Origin of the sequence: Pseudomonas sp. BGI-2, assembly GCF_004310295.1 — a bacterium.
Taxonomy (GTDB): domain Bacteria; phylum Pseudomonadota; class Gammaproteobacteria; order Pseudomonadales; family Pseudomonadaceae; genus Aquipseudomonas.
Window position 1 is genome coordinate 15748 of sequence record NZ_SISB01000017.1, and the last position, 16647, is coordinate 32394.

At 57.8% G+C, this 16647-nt stretch carries 15 protein-coding genes and 2 tRNA genes; 1 reads left to right on the forward strand and 16 read right to left on the reverse strand.

What is annotated here, in order from left to right:
* Window positions 1–22: 22 nt before the first annotated feature.
* The 10 genes from nusA to rlmE all read right to left on the reverse strand — a co-directional run bounded on the left by nusA (window position 23) and on the right by rlmE (window position 8599).
* On the reverse strand, window positions 23–1504 hold the full coding sequence (gene nusA / locus EYC95_RS13405; RefSeq protein ID WP_131060782.1) for a transcription termination factor NusA: 1482 nt from the start codon (window positions 1502–1504) through the stop codon (window positions 23–25).
* A gap of 47 nt (window positions 1505–1551) precedes the next feature.
* Entirely contained in the window at window positions 1552–2010 is a 459-nt protein-coding gene (gene rimP, locus EYC95_RS13410) for a ribosome maturation factor RimP (protein WP_010463487.1), read from the reverse strand.
* Between the two features lie 138 nt (window positions 2011–2148).
* Window positions 2149–2225 (reverse strand) — tRNA-Met (locus EYC95_RS13415).
* A 96-nt stretch (window positions 2226–2321) separates the two neighbouring features.
* Window positions 2322–2407 (reverse strand) — tRNA-Leu (locus tag EYC95_RS13420).
* Between the two features lie 22 nt (window positions 2408–2429).
* Window positions 2430–2813 carry a preprotein translocase subunit SecG gene (gene secG, locus EYC95_RS13425; protein ID WP_017336473.1) on the reverse strand — a complete coding sequence of 128 codons (384 nt, stop codon included), beginning with the start codon at window positions 2811–2813 and terminating at the stop codon, window positions 2430–2432.
* Between the two features lie 4 nt (window positions 2814–2817).
* On the reverse strand, window positions 2818–3573 hold the full coding sequence (gene tpiA, locus EYC95_RS13430) for a triose-phosphate isomerase (protein ID WP_131060783.1): 756 nt from the start codon (window positions 3571–3573) through the stop codon (window positions 2818–2820).
* A 66-nt stretch (window positions 3574–3639) separates the two neighbouring features.
* Entirely contained in the window at window positions 3640–4977 is a 1338-nt protein-coding gene (glmM, locus tag EYC95_RS13435) for a phosphoglucosamine mutase (protein ID WP_131060784.1), read from the reverse strand.
* 16 nt (window positions 4978–4993) lie between these two features.
* A complete protein-coding gene (gene folP, locus EYC95_RS13440; RefSeq protein ID WP_131060785.1) occupies window positions 4994–5845 on the reverse strand; it encodes a dihydropteroate synthase in 852 nt (283 codons plus the stop codon).
* Window positions 5846–5853: 8 nt separating this feature from the next.
* Entirely contained in the window at window positions 5854–7767 is a 1914-nt protein-coding gene (gene ftsH, locus EYC95_RS13445) for an ATP-dependent zinc metalloprotease FtsH (RefSeq protein ID WP_109627910.1), read from the reverse strand.
* A 202-nt stretch (window positions 7768–7969) separates the two neighbouring features.
* Window positions 7970–8599: a 23S rRNA (uridine(2552)-2'-O)-methyltransferase RlmE gene (gene rlmE, locus EYC95_RS13450; protein WP_008005470.1), complete on the reverse strand. Its 630-nt coding sequence runs from the start codon at window positions 8597–8599 to the stop codon at window positions 7970–7972.
* Between the two features lie 105 nt (window positions 8600–8704).
* Here rlmE and EYC95_RS13455 point away from each other — a divergent pair, with 105 nt between their 5' ends.
* Complete coding sequence (locus EYC95_RS13455) at window positions 8705–9013, forward strand: YhbY family RNA-binding protein (RefSeq protein ID WP_008057408.1); 309 nt, start codon at window positions 8705–8707, stop codon at window positions 9011–9013.
* Between the two features lie 9 nt (window positions 9014–9022).
* Here EYC95_RS13455 and EYC95_RS13460 read toward each other — a convergent pair whose 3' ends face one another.
* From EYC95_RS13460 to dnaJ, 6 genes are all read right to left on the reverse strand, one after another.
* Window positions 9023–9427 (reverse strand): MFS transporter, encoded by a 405-nt coding sequence (locus tag EYC95_RS13460; protein WP_131060786.1) that lies wholly within the window; start codon window positions 9425–9427, stop codon window positions 9023–9025.
* Between the two features lie 28 nt (window positions 9428–9455).
* A complete protein-coding gene (gene greA / locus EYC95_RS13465) occupies window positions 9456–9932 on the reverse strand; it encodes a transcription elongation factor GreA (protein ID WP_131060787.1) in 477 nt (158 codons plus the stop codon).
* Window positions 9929–13150: a carbamoyl-phosphate synthase large subunit gene (carB, locus tag EYC95_RS13470; RefSeq protein WP_131060788.1), complete on the reverse strand. Its 3222-nt coding sequence runs from the start codon at window positions 13148–13150 to the stop codon at window positions 9929–9931. Before carB ends, greA begins: the two co-directional genes overlap by 4 nt.
* Window positions 13151–13271: 121 nt before the next feature.
* Window positions 13272–14408: a glutamine-hydrolyzing carbamoyl-phosphate synthase small subunit gene (carA, locus tag EYC95_RS13475; RefSeq protein WP_131060789.1), complete on the reverse strand. Its 1137-nt coding sequence runs from the start codon at window positions 14406–14408 to the stop codon at window positions 13272–13274.
* A gap of 258 nt (window positions 14409–14666) precedes the next feature.
* Entirely contained in the window at window positions 14667–15470 is an 804-nt protein-coding gene (gene dapB, locus EYC95_RS13480; protein WP_131060790.1) for a 4-hydroxy-tetrahydrodipicolinate reductase, read from the reverse strand.
* 10 nt (window positions 15471–15480) lie between these two features.
* Window positions 15481–16605 (reverse strand): molecular chaperone DnaJ, encoded by a 1125-nt coding sequence (gene dnaJ, locus EYC95_RS13485; RefSeq protein ID WP_109627906.1) that lies wholly within the window; start codon window positions 16603–16605, stop codon window positions 15481–15483.
* Between the last annotated feature and the right edge of the window lie 42 nt (window positions 16606–16647).

Sequence of the window (16647 nt, forward strand, 5' to 3'; positions counted from 1 at the left end):
TCTCTCCTCAGGCCGCGCCTAATTACTCGAACCAGTGGGCTCGGGCGGCCATGATCAACTTGCCGGCACGATCATCGTCAATGCCGTCGATGTCGAGCAGATCGTCAATAGACTGCTCGGCCAGGTCTTCGCGGGTAACTACGCCGCGCACCGCCAGTTCCATCGCCAAATCCTTGTCCATACCCTCAAGCGAGAGCAGGTCTTCGGCCGGATGGGCGTCTGCCAGCTTTTCCTCAGTAGCGATGGCTTTGGTCAACAAACGATCCTTGGCGCGAGCGCGAAGCTCGTTGACGGTTTCTTCGTCAAAGCCGTCGATGTTGAGCATTTCTTCCAACGGTACGTAGGCAATCTCTTCCAGGCTGGTGAAGCCTTCATCTACCAGCACCTGTGCCAGGTCTTCGTCGACTTCCAGCTCGTCGATGAAGTTGCGCAGGATGTCGCCGGTTTCTGCTTGCTGCTTAGCCTGGATGTCCGATTCTGTCATCACGTTCAGGGTCCAGCCAGTCAACTGGCTAGCCAGACGCACGTTCTGACCACCGCGACCGATGGCCTGAGCCAGATTGTCTGCGCCAACGGCGATGTCCATTGCATGGGCATCTTCGTCAACGATAATTGCCGCCACTTCAGCCGGCGACATCGCATTGATCACGAACTGAGCCGGGTTGTCGTCCCAAAGGACGATATCAACACGCTCACCGCCCAACTCACCCGACACTGCCTGGACGCGCGAACCGCGCATACCGATGCAAGCGCCTTGCGGGTCGATGCGTTTGTCCTTGGAGCGGACCGCGATCTTGGCGCGCGAACCCGGGTCACGGGATGCTGCCATTACTTCGATCAGGCCTTCAGCGATTTCCGGCACTTCGATGCGGAACAACTCGATCAGCATTTCCGGCGCGGTACGCGACAGGATCAGCTGCGGGCCGCGGTTCTCGGTACGGATTTCCTTGAGCAGCGCACGCAGACGCACGCCAACCCGGAAAGTTTCGCGAGAGATGATGTCTTCACGAGCCAGCAACGCCTCAGCATTGTTGCCCAGGTCGACGATCACGTTGTCGCGGGTGACTTTCTTCACGGTGCCGGAGATGATTTCCCCCAGGCGCTCGCGATAGGCATCAACGACTTGAGCACGCTCGGCTTCGCGAACTTTCTGCACGATGACTTGCTTGGCAGTCTGTGCAGCGATCCGGCCAAACTCAATGGATTCGATCTTATCTTCGACTACATCACCGACCTGAGCACCCGGATGCGTTTCGGCAACCTTGCTCGGCCAGGTTTCGATGGCCGGATCGTCCAGGTTTGCTTCTTCGACGACCGTCCAGCGACGGAATGTCTCATAAGCACCCGTGTGGCGATTGATTTCCACACGCAGATCGACTTCGTCCTCAAACCGCTTTTTGGTAGCAGTGGCCAGAGCCAGCTCCAGCGCTTCAAAAATTACGTTTGCCGGTACGCCCTTTTCATTGGATACCGACTCAACAACCAGCAGTACTTCTTTGCTCATCGTACGCCTCGCCTTTCGCAAGCCATTGGATCCGCGGGATCCGCGTCTCAGTCAAAACTGGGAATAATGTTGGCCTTGTCGATCATATCGATCGGCAACAGGAACTCATGGTCTTCTACCTGCACCACGACGTCCTGCTCTTCTACGCCGCGCAGAAGGCCCTGAAAGTTGCGTCGTCCTTCAAAAGGCGAGCGCAGCTTGATCTTCACTTGTTCACCGGCAAATTTTGCAAACTGCTCAATAGTGAACAGTGGGCGTTCCATGCCAGGCGAGGAAACTTCAAGGGTGTATTCAACGGCGATTGGATCTTCAACATCCAGGACACCGCTGATCTGACGGCTGACGATGGCACAATCGTCCACCAGCACACCGCCCTCTTTATCAATATAAACGCGCAACATTGAGTGGCGACCTTGAGCCGAAAACTCAATACCCCAGCATTCATAGCCCAGGGCCACGACCACCGGGGCCAACAAGGCCTGCAACTCTTCTAGCTTGCTCGACACCTGAACCCCCTCGTGCATGTATGTGCATGCTTTGCAAAATAAAAAAATGGGCGAAACGCCCATCCTTGAAACGCCGTCGAACAGCGGCGTAGAAAGTGTCCAGCTAACAAAAAGCCCCTTAAAAGGGGCTCCTTAAACTGGTTGCGGGGGCCGGATTTGAACCGACGACCTTCGGGTTATGAGCCCGACGAGCTACCAGACTGCTCCACCCCGCGACAAAGCTGGGGCGGAAGTATACGACCGATCCCTGACAGGGTCAATGTAACCTTCCACCTACAAGAAAGCCCGCAACAGCGGGCTATCCTGATAATTGGTACCGAGAAGGGGACTCGAACCCCTACACCCTATGGGCACAACCACCTCAAGGTTGCGTGTCTACCAATTCCACCACCTCGGCAATACTACGTTTGAAACCCTTCTTACTTTTGCTCTTGAGCTGGAGGCACGTCAGTCGCTGGAGTAGCCGACTTTTGCTCTTGAAGCACCGGTACATCATCAGAAGCCGGTTGTTGCTTTGGAACTTCCAACACTGCCGGGTTTGGCAGACCTACTTGAGTCAGCTGGTGAGCTTTCTCTTTAGCAAAGTAACCTAACCCTAAGCTGGTTATGAAGAAACCGGCGGCAAGTATAGCAGTAAACTTACTAAGAAAGGTAGAGGAACCTTGGCTTCCGAACACAGTATTTGAAGCACCTGCTCCGAAAGACGCGCCAGCATCCGCACCTTTACCCTGCTGCAGCAATACCAGAGCAACTACGCCCAATGCACCCAGCAGATGAAAAACGACTACGACTGTTTCCAGCATTTTTTCAGTTTCCCGCGGCGCGACAAATCGCACCGAACTCATCTGCATTCAGGGAAGCTCCACCAATGAGCCCCCCATCGATATCCGGCATGCCGAACAGTTCGACCGCATTGGCCGCCTTCACGCTGCCGCCGTATAGAAGCCGCACACCTTGTGCGACCTCAGAATTCTCTACCGCCAACTGCGCGCGAATGGCTGCATGCACATCCTGCGCTTGTTGCGGCGAAGCAGTCAGTCCGGTGCCTATGGCCCAGACCGGCTCGTAAGCAATTACTGCATTTGCAAAGGCACCGACACTTAGCTCCTCTATGATACTGCCTATCTGACGCCCGACAACCTCAAGAGTTTTACCGGCTTCACGCTGCTCAAGGGTTTCCCCTACGCACAACACCGGAATCAAGCCACATGCCTGTGCCGCTGCGAACTTGCGAATCAGCATACCGCCCTGCTCGCCCATAATCTGGCGGCGCTCGGAGTGCCCGACAAGCACCAGGGAACACCCTGCATCCACCAATTGACTCGGCGCAATTTCACCGGTCAGTGCACCTTGCATGGATTCCACCGCAGAATTCTGCGCGCCGACCAAAATCGACTTGCCTTCCAAGCCATCAATCACTTGATTGATATGCAAGCAAGGCGGGAATACCGCTACATCAACACCGCTCGGCAAGGCCAGATGACGAAGGCCATTGATTAGCTCAGCGACGCTGGCGCGGGTACCGTGCATCTTCCAGTTACCAGCTACCATAGGGCGACGCATGCTGTACCTCGTCGGTCAAAGTGGGCGCAGATGTTACCCAACACAATCATGGCTGGCAAGCCGAATTCAGGCAGAAACTTCACTAACCAGTTTTGCCAGCTCTTCGGCGTAACCACGAACCTGTGTTTCGTCCTCGCCTTCGACCATGACCCGCACCAGCGGCTCCGTCCCGGACTTGCGCAACAGCACGCGCCCGCGACCGGCCATAGCCTCGGTAACACGGGCGCTGGCCTCCTTGACCGACGGATGATCGAGCGGACTCGCCCCTCCGCCGAACCGGACATTGATCAGCACCTGAGGGCACTTGCGCAGCGCCTGACGGGCTTGAGCCAGACCTTCCGAGCGAGTTTTCAGCGCCATCAGCACCTGCAACGCAGCGATGATCGCATCACCTGTGGTGGTGTGATTGAAGCAGACGATATGACCCGAATTCTCACCGCCTACCAGCCAGTTGCGCTCCAGCAAGTCGGCGATCACATAGCGGTCGCCAACATTGGCTCGCACAAAAGGAATCGACAAATCCGCCAGGGCCAATTCCAGCCCGAGGTTACTCATCAATGTACCGACCACGCCGCCTTGCAGTTTATCGCGCTCGTGTAAATCGCGAGCGATGATGTACAGCAGCTCGTCACCATCAACAATGGTGCCAGTGTGGTCGACCATCAAGACACGATCACCGTCACCGTCGAAGGCAATACCCAGATCGGCGTGCTCGGCCAATACGGCAGCCTGCAATTGGCCCATATGGGTCGAACCGCAATTTTCATTGATGTTCAGGCCGTTAGGCTGCGCGGAAAGCACAACGACTTCGGCACCCAGCTCACGGAACACGCTGGGCGCAACCTTGTAGGTGGCGCCATGAGCGCAGTCGATCACGATCTTCAGGCCAGAGAAGTTGGTACCGGTCGGCACGCTGCTTTTGCAGAATTCGATATAGCGACCAGAAGCGTCGTTGATTCGCGACACTTTACCGATCTTGCTCGACTCAACCACGGTCATCGGGGTGTCGAGCAACTCTTCGATCATCAACTCGACTTCATCCGGCAGCTTGGTGCCCTTTCCGGAGAAGAATTTGATGCCGTTGTCATCGTGAGGATTGTGCGAGGCGCTGATCACGATACCGGCTTCAGCATGAAAGGTACGCGTCAGGTAAGCGATCGCCGGAGTCGGCATCGGGCCCAACAGCATCACGTCAGCACCTGCCGACGTCAGCCCGGCCTCGAGTGCGGACTCGAACATGTAACCGGAGATCCGGGTGTCTTTGCCAACCAGCACCTTGCAGGCGCCCATTTTGCGGAACGCCATGCCCGCAGCCCAACCAAGCTTGAGCATGAAATCAGGAGTAATCGGGTATTCGCCGACCCGACCACGAATACCGTCGGTGCCAAAGTATTTTTTGCTCATAACTGCTCCATCATTCTTATTCGGCTGATTCCACTGCGGCGATCATCCGCACCACGTCCACTGTTTCGGCTACATCATGGACGCGCAATATACGCGCACCCTTGGCCGAAGCCAGCGCCGCGAGCGCCAGACCACCAAACAGGCGCTCTCCAACCGGGCGATTCAAGGCCTGACCTATCATGCTCTTTCGCGAAACCCCGACCAACAGGGGCCGCCCCAAGGCATGCAGCTCCTCCATATGTTTGAACAAGCTTAGATTGTGCTGCAAGCTTTTCGCGAATCCAAAGCCTGGATCAAGAATAATCCGCTCAGCCGGAATTCCCACCAACGCACATTGGGCCATGCGCTCGGCGAGAAACTCGCCGACTTCTCTAGTCACGTCCTGGTAGTGCGGATTGTCCTGCATGTCGCCCGGCTCACCGAGCATATGCATCAGACATACCGGCAATCCGGTGGCAGCTGCCGCATCCAGGGCACCATCTCGACGTAGCGAGCGCACATCATTGATCAAACCCGCTCCAAGCCGTGCGGTTTCGCGCATGACCGCTGGAGTGGATGTATCGACCGAAATGATCACATCCAACTCACGATTGATACGCTCAACGATAGGCGCGACGCGTTCCAGTTCTTCTAGTGGCGAAACCGCCCGTGCACCGGGCCGGGTCGACTCGCCACCAACGTCGATCAGCGTTGCGCCCGCCGCAACCATCGACTCGGCATGGCGCAGGGCCGCGTCGAGCTGGCTGTATCGGCCGCCGTCAGAAAAGGAATCAGGAGTGACATTGAGAATGCCCATGACATGCGTCTGGGCCAAATCAAGAACCCGGTTGCCGCAAGGCAACCGGGTCGAGGACTGAACAGAAGTCATTTCAAGCCTTATACGTCAGCAGCCGGGCCGCCGATCGGTGTTTCCGGACGCTCATCCTGTACCACCGGAGGTGTCCCGGAAGTACCGGTACCGCCGCCTGACCAGTCGCGTGGTTCGCGAGGCGTACGACCGGCCATGATGTCATCGATCTGATCGGCATCGATCGTTTCATACTTCATCAAGGCATCGGCCATGGCGTCGAGCTTGTCGCGGTTATCCGTGAGGATCTGCTTGGCCGTGCCGTAGCACTGGTCAATGATGCTGCGCACCTCGGAGTCGATCAGCTTGGCTGTCTCACCGGAGAAGCTTGCACCCTGACCACCGCCGCCGCGACCGAGGAACACTTCGCCCTCTTCCTCGGCATACATCAACGGACCTAGTTTTTCCGACAAGCCCCACTTGGTCACCATATTCCGCGCAATCTGGCTGGCACGCATGATGTCGTTGGAGGCGCCGGTGGTAACACCATCGAAGCCCAAGGTCATTTCTTCAGCGATACGGCCACCGTACAGCGAGCAGATCTGGCTGATCAGTGCGCGCTTGGACAGGCTGTAGCGATCTTCTTCCGGCAGGAACATGGTCACACCCAGCGCACGACCGCGCGGGATGATCGACACCTTGTAGACCGGATCATGCTCTGGCACGACACGACCAACGATGGCGTGACCTGCTTCGTGATAAGCGGTGTTCTGCTTCTCTTTCTCGGACATGACCATGGATTTGCGCTCGGCGCCCATCATGATCTTGTCTTTGGCCAGCTCGAATTCTTTCATTTCGACGATGCGCTTGCCGGTACGGGCAGCGAACAACGAAGCCTCGTTCACCAGGTTAGCCAAATCGGCACCGGAGAAACCAGGAGTACCACGTGCGATCACCGCCGGAGCGACATCGTCACCCATTGGTACTTTGCGCATGTGAACCTTGAGAATCTGCTCACGACCACGAATATCCGGCAGACCCACCACGACCTGACGGTCGAAACGGCCCGGACGCAGCAACGCAGGGTCCAATACGTCTGGACGGTTGGTTGCGGCGATGACGATGATGCCGTCATTCATTTCAAAGCCGTCCATCTCAACCAGCAATTGGTTGAGCGTCTGCTCGCGCTCGTCGTGACCGCCACCCATGCCGGCGCCACGGTGGCGACCGACGGCGTCGATTTCATCGATGAAGATGATGCATGGCGCGTGCTTCTTGGCCTGCTCGAACATGTCACGAACACGACTGGCACCGACACCGACGAACATCTCGACGAAATCGGAACCGGAAATGGTGAAAAACGGCACTTTGGCTTCGCCGGCAATCGCCTTGGCCAGCAAGGTTTTACCGGTACCCGGAGGACCCACCATCAGCACGCCGCGTGGAATGCGGCCGCCCAGACGCTGGAACTTGCCCGGATCACGCAGGAACTCGACCAACTCACCGACTTCCTCCTTGGCTTCGTCGCAACCGGCAACATCACCCAAGGTGGTTTTCACCTGATCTTCGGAGAGCAGGCGTGCCTTGCTCTTGCCGAAGCTCATCGGCCCGCCCTTGCCGCCCGCACCGCCCTGCATCTGCCGCATGAAAAACATGAACACGGCGATGATCACCAGGATCGGGAAGCTTGCAACCAGGAGTTGAGTCCAGATGCTTTGCTGCTCAGGCTGCTTGCCTTCGACCACAACGTGGTTATCCACGAGGTCGCCGATCAGACCGTTGTCCTGGATTGCAGGACGAATGGTCTTGAAGCTGTCGCCATCGTTGCGTTTGCCGGTAATCACATAGCCGTCAACTGCTACGCGCTCGACCTTGCCATCCTTGACCTGCTGGATGAAGTCGGAATAGTTGAGGGTCTGCGGCTCGTTAGGGCTGGAGAAGTTGTTCATCACCGTCACCAGGACAGCCGCGATGATCAACCACAGGATCAGATTCTTTGCCATATCGTTCAATTAACTACCCTCTGAAGCAAGCTCCGCTAATGGCGCGCGCTTCGCATGATATTCACCGGCCTAACTTACTACATTACCTACGGCTCTGGCAGGCGCCGTCTGTAACCCTTTGTGAAACACTTTCTACACAATATTCGCTATTTCCCACAGGGCGAAATACGAAAATCCTATCGACCCGCAAAAAAACCTCGATTTACTCACTACGGCCGCGGTAGCCCCAAGCCAGCATGTATTGCTCGCGGGAACTGCCACGGGAAGAGTCCGGCTTGATCATCTGGACCTTGTCGAATTTCTGACGAGCGTCCTTCACGTAAGCATCAAACCCTTCGCCCTGAAACACCTTGATCACGAAATTACCACCCGGTTTGAGTATCCGAGCCGCCAGATCAAGAGCCAGCTCACATAGAAACATGGCTTTTGGCATGTCCACCTCAGGCGTACCACTCATATTGGGGGCCATATCGGAAATCACAAGGTCCACCTGCGAATTACCCACGGCTTCAAGGATCTGAGCGAGCACTTCGTCCTGGGTAAAGTCACCCTGGATGAAAGTCACGTCCGGAATGCTGTCCATTTCCAGGATGTCCGAGGCGATCAGACGCCCCTGACCACCGATCAGCCGACTAGTGACCTGCGACCAACCGCCGGGCGCCGCCCCCAGGTCGACAACGCTCATACCCGGACGGATCAGCTTGTATTTCTCCTGAACCTCCAGAAGTTTATAACTCGCACGCGAGCGGTAACCATCCTTCTGCGCCTGCTTCACATAGGGATCATTGACATGTCTTTGCAGCCACTTAAGGCTTGTCTTGGAACGGGCCACGGGCCACCTCGAAAATAAAACGGGTCGTGATTAACTGGGCGGTCCCGGACTCGCTCGGGTAAACTGGCCGCCGCTTTTTACAAGATCAGACGCAGGGGTCAGATTATGCCGCTCACTCAAGAGCAGAAGAAACAGTACAAATCCATTGGCCACCATCTGAAACCAGTTTTGATTGTGGCTGACAACGGTTTGACTGAAGGTGTGTTAGCCGAACTTGAACGCGCTTTGGCGGATCACGAGCTGATTAAAATCAAGCTCAACATCCTCGATCGCGAGTCGCGCCTGGCGAACATTGCAGAACTGTGCAAGGTCGGTAAAGCGGACCTGGTTCAGGTCATCGGCAAGATGGCACTGATTTACCGCAAGAACTTCAGCGTCAACAAGCAGCTGTCGAACGTCCATCGCTTCAAGTGATGGCAAGGGTCAAGGGTGTGCTTCGCGCACCCTGCCACTCCATCCCGGCACCGGTTGCAACACCAGCACCAGCCCGGAAAAGCCCAGAACAAGATAACTGAACACCTGCCAACGCACTGCATCCGGCCAACCGACGCGTACCGCGAAAAACATCGCACACGCATACAGCGCCATCAGCAGCAGTTGCCCACGAATATCGCGCCATAGACTGGCAAGACCCTCGGCCTGAATCAGCACCAAAGCCTGAAAAATCACACACGCTGCGGCGAAACCCGCCATCAGCGCATTCAGCACGCCTGCAATTTCGTCGATCAGCAGCGGCGCCAGACCTATCTGGCCCAGCACCGGCAGCAGACCGATGTGTAACAGCCACAGACCGCCAACCCACAACATCTGAGTCAGCTGCCAAAGCATGGCGCCCGCACGGAGCGGGCGCCTTCTTTCAGATGTGGCGGACTTCGACAATCTCGTACTCGATAACGCCACTCGGCGTTTTCACGGCAACCACGTCTCCCTCTTCCTTGGCAATCAAGGCGCGGGCCAGTGGTGAACCCACCGAAATCTTGCCGAGTTTGAAGTCAGCTTCATCCTCACCCACGATGTGGTAAGTGACGCTTTCATCAGTCTCGACGTTGGCGATTTCAACGGTGGTGCCGAAGATCACTTTGCCGGTGTGAGGAATGGACGTAACGTCGATGATGACCTGATTCTGAATCCGGCCTTCGATGTCACGAATCCGCGCCTCGACCATCCCCTGCTGCTCGCGGGCAGCGTGGTATTCGGCGTTTTCCTTCAAGTCACCCAACTCGCGGGCCGTCCCGATGTCCTGGCTGAGCTTCGGACGGACGACCTTGGTCAGGTGAGCGTGTTCTTCTTCCAGGGCTTTCGCGCCCTGGACGGTCATTGGGTACTTGATCATGCCTTCAATCCTGCGTGTAGATCCTGCAAGCGGCGCACGGTCTTCTCGGGACCGAACTTCAGCGCTTCGCAGATGGCTTCGCCAGCAGCAATGGTGGTGGTGCAGTAGATCTTGTGCTGCAAGGCATTACGACGAATGGAGTACGAGTCAGCGATCGACTGACGACCTTCGGTGGTGTTGATGATCAGGGTGACTTCGTCATTCTTGATCATGTCGACCACGTGCGGACGACCCTCAGTCACCTTGTTCACACGACGCACTTTCAGGCCTGCGGCTTCGATCAGCTTGGCAGTACCGGCAGTGGCAACCACATCGAAACCCAAGTTGATCAGATCACGGGCCACGCCTGCAACCAGTGGCTTGTCGTCGTCACGCACGCTGATGAACGCAGTACCACCGGTCGGCAGCACTTCGCTGGCGCCCATCTGGGCTTTGGCGAACGCTTCGCCGAAGGTGTCGCCCACGCCCATCACTTCACCGGTGGACTTCATCTCCGGGCCCAGGATCGGGTCCACGCCAGGGAATTTGGCGAATGGGAACACCGCCTCTTTCACGCTGTAGAAGTTCGGAATGATTTCTTTGGTAAAGCCGATTTCTTTCAGGGTTTTACCCGCCATGACGCGAGCCGCGATCATTGCCAGGGAAACACCGATACACTTGGACACGAACGGTACGGTACGGGAAGCGCGCGGGTTGACTTCGATGACGTAGATGTCTTCGCCTTGCAGCGCCAACTGAACGTTCATCAGGCCGACAACGCCCAGTTCCAGGGCCATTTTCTTGACCTGTTCGCGCATCTCGTCCTGGATGTGAGCCGGCAGCGAGTATGGCGGCAGGGAGCACGCGGAGTCACCGGAGTGAACGCCAGCCTGCTCGATGTGCTGCATGATCGCGCCGATCACCACGTCGGTGCCGTCGCAGACCGCATCCACGTCCATTTCGATGGCGCAGTTGAGGAAGTGGTCGAGCAGCACCGGGCTGTCGTTGGACACTTTCACCGCGTCACGCAGGTAGCGCTTGAGTTCTTCTTCTTCGTAGACGATTTCCATCGCGCGGCCGCCCAGTACGTAGGACGGACGAACCACCAGCGGATAACCGATCTTGGCAGCGGCACGAATCGCTTCGTCTTCGCTGCGCACGGTGGCGTTTGGCGGCTGACGCAGGTTCAGGCGCTCAACCATTTGCTGGAAGCGCTCACGGTCTTCGGCACGGTCGATGGCGTCAGGGCTGGTGCCGATGATCGGTACGCCAGCTTCTTCCAGGGCACGAGCCAGTTTCAGCGGGGTCTGGCCGCCGTACTGGACGATCACGCCTTTCGGCTTCTCGACGCGGACGATTTCCAGTACGTCTTCCAGGGTCACTGGTTCGAAGTACAGGCGATCGGAGGTGTCGTAGTCGGTGGAAACGGTTTCCGGGTTGCAGTTGACCATGATGGTCTCGTAACCGTCTTCGCGCAGCGCCAGTGCCGCGTGTACGCAGCAGTAGTCGAACTCGATACCCTGGCCGATACGGTTTGGACCGCCGCCGAGGATCATGATCTTGTCGCGACCCGAAGGCGCGGCTTCGCACTCTTCCTCGTAAGTTGAGTACATGTAGGCGGTGTCGGTGGCGAACTCGGCCGCGCAGGTGTCAACGCGCTTGTAGACCGGGAAGATCTCCAGCTTGTGACGGTGGCGACGCAACGCTTTTTCGGTCACGCCCAGCAGCTTGGCCAGACGCATGTCGGAGAAGCCTTTGCGCTTGAGCTTGAACATCAAGTCGCGGTCGATACTGGCCAGACCCAGGGTCTTGACCTTCTCTTCTTCCTTGATCAGATCTTCGATCTGTACCAGGAACCATGGGTCGATCATGTTCATGCCGAAGATGTCTTCGACCGACAGGCCGGCGCGGAAGGCGTCAGCCACGTACCAGATGCGCTCGGCGCCCGGCACGGTCAGTTCGCGCTTGAGCACGCTCATGCTTTCCGGATTGCTCAGGTCCAGTTTCTCGTCCAGGCCACAAACGCCCACTTCCAGACCACGCAGGGCTTTCTGCAGGGATTCCTGGAAGGTCCGGCCGATGGCCATGACTTCACCCACCGACTTCATTTGAGTGGTCAGGCGTGCGTCGGCTTTCGGGAATTTCTCGAAAGCGAAACGCGGCAGCTTGGTCACGACGTAGTCGATCGACGGCTCGAAGGACGCCGGAGTAGCGCCGCCGGTGATTTCGTTCTGCAGTTCGTCCAGGGTGTAGCCGATCGCCAGCTTGGCAGCGATACGCGCAATCGGGAAACCAGTGGCTTTCGAGGCCAGCGCCGAAGAGCGGGATACACGCGGGTTCATCTCGATCACGACCATACGACCAGTGTCCGGGCAGATGCCAAACTGAACGTTGGAGCCGCCGGTTTCCACGCCGATCTCACGCAGTACCGCCAACGAGGCGTTACGCATGATCTGGTATTCCTTGTCCGTCAGGGTTTGTGCCGGAGCAACAGTGATCGAGTCACCGGTGTGCACGCCCATTGGGTCAAAGTTTTCGATCGAGCAAACGATGATGCAGTTGTCCTTCTTATCGCGGACAACCTCCATCTCGTATTCTTTCCAGCCGATCAGGGATTCGTCGATCAGCAGCTCTTTGGTCGGCGACAGGTCGAGACCGCGAGCACAGATTTCTTCAAACTCTTCACGGTTGTAAGCGATACCGCCACCGGTACCGCCCATGGTGAAGGACGGACGAATGATGCACGGGAAGCCAAGCTTCTCGAGGACCACGTTGGCCTCTTCCATGCTGTGGGCGATCCCCGAACGCGGGCAGTCCAGACCGATGGATTTCATCGCCTTGTCGAAGCGCGAACGGTCTTCAGCCTTGTCGATGGTGTCAGCGTTGGCGCCGATCATCTCTACGCCGAACTTCTCCAGAACGCCTTCGCGCTCCAGGTCCAGGGCGCAGTTCAGAGCGGTCTGGCCACCCATGGTCGGCAGCAGCGCGTCCGGACGCTCTTTCTCGATGATCTTGGCAACGGTCTGCCACTTGATCGGCTCGATGTAGGTGGCGTCGGCCATGTCCGGGTCGGTCATGATGGTCGCCGGATTGGAGTTCACCAGGATGACGCGATAACCCTCCTCGCGCAGGGCTTTGCAGGCCTGGGCGCCGGAGTAGTCGAATTCGCAGGCCTGGCCGATCACGATCGGGCCAGCGCCGAGAATCAGGATGCTTTTAATGTCTGTACGTTTTGGCATGGGTTTGTCACTCAAATCCGCAGGTCAGTCGGCAAGCCGTCTCGTTCAATCTTTGAAGCCTTGAGGGGGGCCGCCGGTTTTCGGGACCGCCCCTCAAGCTTTGCAACATCAAGGCGAGCGATTAGCGTCGCTTGGCCATTTCGTTGATGAAGCGATCGAACAATGGCGCTACGTCGTTCGGGCCAGGGCTGGCTTCAGGGTGACCCTGGAAGCTGAAGGCGCTCTTGTCGGTACGCTCGATGCCTTGCAGGGTGCCGTCGAAGAGCGATTTGTGGATCGCGCGCACGTTGGCTGGCAGGGTCGCTTCGTCTACCGCAAAACCGTGGTTCTGGCTGGTGATCATCACAACGCCGGTGTCCAGATCCTGGACCGGGTGGTTGGCACCGTGGTGGCCGTGACCCATTTTCAGGGTCTTGGCGCCGGAGGCCAGGGCCAGCAGCTGGTGACCGAGACAGATACCGAATACCGGAATCTCGGTTTCCAGCACGTCCTTGATCGCCTGGATCGCGTAGTCGCAAGGCTCCGGATCACCAGGGCCGTTGGACAGGAATACACCGTCAGGCTTCATCGCCAGAACATCGGCGGCTGGCGTTTGAGCCGGCACCACGGTCACGCGGCAACCGCGCTCGACCAGCATGCGCAGGATGTTTAGCTTGACGCCGTAGTCGTAGGCCACCACGTGGTATGGCAGCTCGGAGGCTGAGAGGGTCGCGTGGCTGTCGGTTTTCAGGTCCCAGACAGTCGAGCGCCACTCGTACTTCTCTTTGGTGCTGACGACTTTCGCCAGGTCCATGCCTTTGAGGCCAGGGAAGCCTTGGGCTGCAGCGATGGCGGCTTCTTCGGAGATGTTGTCACCGGCCATGATGCAGCCGTTCTGCGCGCCTTTCTCACGCAGGATGCGCGTCAGGCGGCGGGTGTCGATACCGGCGATGGCCACAACGTTGTTGGCTTTCAGGTAGTCGGACAGGGACATCGTGTTACGCCAGTTGCTCGCAACCAGTGGCAGGTCACGGATGACCAGGCCAGCGGACCATACGCGGTCGGACTCGGCGTCTTCCGGCGTGGTGCCGGTGTTGCCGATGTGCGGGTAAGTCAGGGTAACGATCTGTTGGGCGTAGGAAGGATCGGTAAGGATTTCCTGATAGCCGGTCATGGCGGTGTTGAACACCACCTCACCAACGGTCTGACCGTCGGTTCCAATTGCTTCGCCGCGAAAAATGCTGCCGTCAGCAAGGGCGAGTATGGCTGGCTTAGTCAAGAAGACCTCCCGTAAATAAAGCCTGAAAGGGCGATCGCAGGTGTAAAAAAGCGGAGTGACGTATGGACACGTCACCCCGCTCATTCACTGAATTATTCTGCGCGCTTTTAGTGAACACACTAAAGCTGTAGCTTACAGAAAAAGGCATTTTTGGTCTACCGCCAATGAGCCTTAAAGGCCGGAGAATGCGACAGGACGTCGCTTGGCAGAGTAAAACCGGGCTCAAACGCTGGGTTTGAACCCAATTTCGGGGACGTCTTAACGCAGGTCGAGCACGTCTTGCATGTCGTAAAGACCAGGCTCACGACCGTCCAGCCACAAAGCTGCACGAACGGCACCCTTGGCGAAGGTCATGCGACTGGACGCTTTGTGCGTGATCTCAACTCGCTCACCATCGGCGGCGAACAGCACGGTGTGATCACCCACGATGTCACCGGCACGCACAGTGGCAAAGCCGATTGTTTCCCGAGCACGAGCACCGGTTTGACCTTCACGGCCGTAAACCGCCACTTTCTTCAGATCACGCCCCAGCGCATCGGCAATCACTTCACCCATGCGAACGGCAGTACCGGACGGCGCATCGACTTTATGCCGATGGTGGGCTTCGGTGATTTCGATATCGACATCATCACCCAACACGCGAGCAGCGGTGTCGAGCAGCTTCAGGCAAAGATTGACGCCAACACTGAAGTTAGCCGCGAATACAATCGGAATGTCCTTGCCCGCTTCCGCCAGCAACTGCTTCTCTTCAACGCTGAAACCGGTGGTGCCGATGATCATCGCCTTGTGATGCTTGCGGCAGAACGCGAGGTTTTTCAGGGTCACCGTCGGGTGCGTGAAGTCGATCAGCACGTCGAACTCGTCGACCACGCGATCCAGACCACCCGACAACGGCACTCCGATACGACCCAGCGCAGCCAACTCACCGGCATCCGCACCGACCAGCGAGCTGTCCGGACGATCAATGGCAGCCGTCAGACCCGCGCCCGGCTGTTGCTGCACGGCTTCGATCAGGGTTTTGCCCATGCGCCCGGCGGCGCCCATCACTGCAATACGTCGCATGCCTGTCTCCTTACAAATCGCCGAAGAAGCGCTTCACGCCTTCGAACCAACCGGTGGTTTTCGGCGAATGGCTGTTGTCGTCCGCCAGCGAACTGCGGAACTCTTCCAGCAATTCGCGCTGACGACGACCCAGATTAACCGGGGTTTCGACCGCCACACGGCACATCAAGTCACCGGCACCACCGCCACGCACGGGCGCAACGCCCTTGCCGCGAACACGGAACTGCTTGCCGGTCTGAGTCCCTTCAGGGATTTTCAGTTTGACTCGACCATCCAGGGTCGGAATCTCCAGTTCGCCGCCCAGCGCCGCATCAACAAAGCTGATTGGCACTTCGCAGAACAGGTGCTTGCCGTCGCGCTGGAAGATCGCGTGTTCACGCACATTGATGACCACGTACAGGTCGCCCGTCGGACCGCCCTGCGCACCCGCCTCGCCTTCGCCGGACAGACGAATGCGATCACCGGTATCAACACCGGCCGGCACTTTCACCGAGAGGGTCTTGTACTCTTCGACACGGCCTTCGCCATTGCAGGAGTTGCACGGGTCGGAAATGATCTTGCCTTGGCCATGGCAGCGCGGGCAGGTCTGCTGCACCGAGAAGAAGCCCTGCTGCATGCGCACCTGGCCAATACCGCCGCACGTCGGGCAGGTCACTGGCGAGGAGCCTTTCTTGGCACCCGAGCCGTCGCACGGTTTGCAGTTGACCAGTGTCGGAACGCGGATATTCACGGTCGTGCCGCGCACCGCTTCTTCCAGGTTCAGCTCAAGGGTGTAACGCAAGTCGCTGCCACGCTGAGCGCCGCCACGGGAACCGCCGCGACCGCCACCGAAGAAGTCACTGAAGACATCACCAAAGATGTCGGAGAAGTTCTGACCGCCAAATCCGGCACCGCCGCCACCCATGCTAGGGTCGACGCCGGCATGACCGTACTGGTCGTACGCCGCGCGCTTGCTGGAGTCGGACAGCACTTCGTAGGCCTCGTTGGCCTCTTTGAACATCTCTTCCGACGCTTTGTCATCGGGATTACGGTCCGGGTGGTGCTTCATCGCCAGGCGACGGTAGGCCTTTTTCAGGTCCGCTTCGCTTGAGCCGCGCTCAACACCCAATACTTCGTAATAGTCACGCTTTGCCATAAGTCTTTGCACTCTTAAGGACGTTCGGCAAACCTCTCCTGA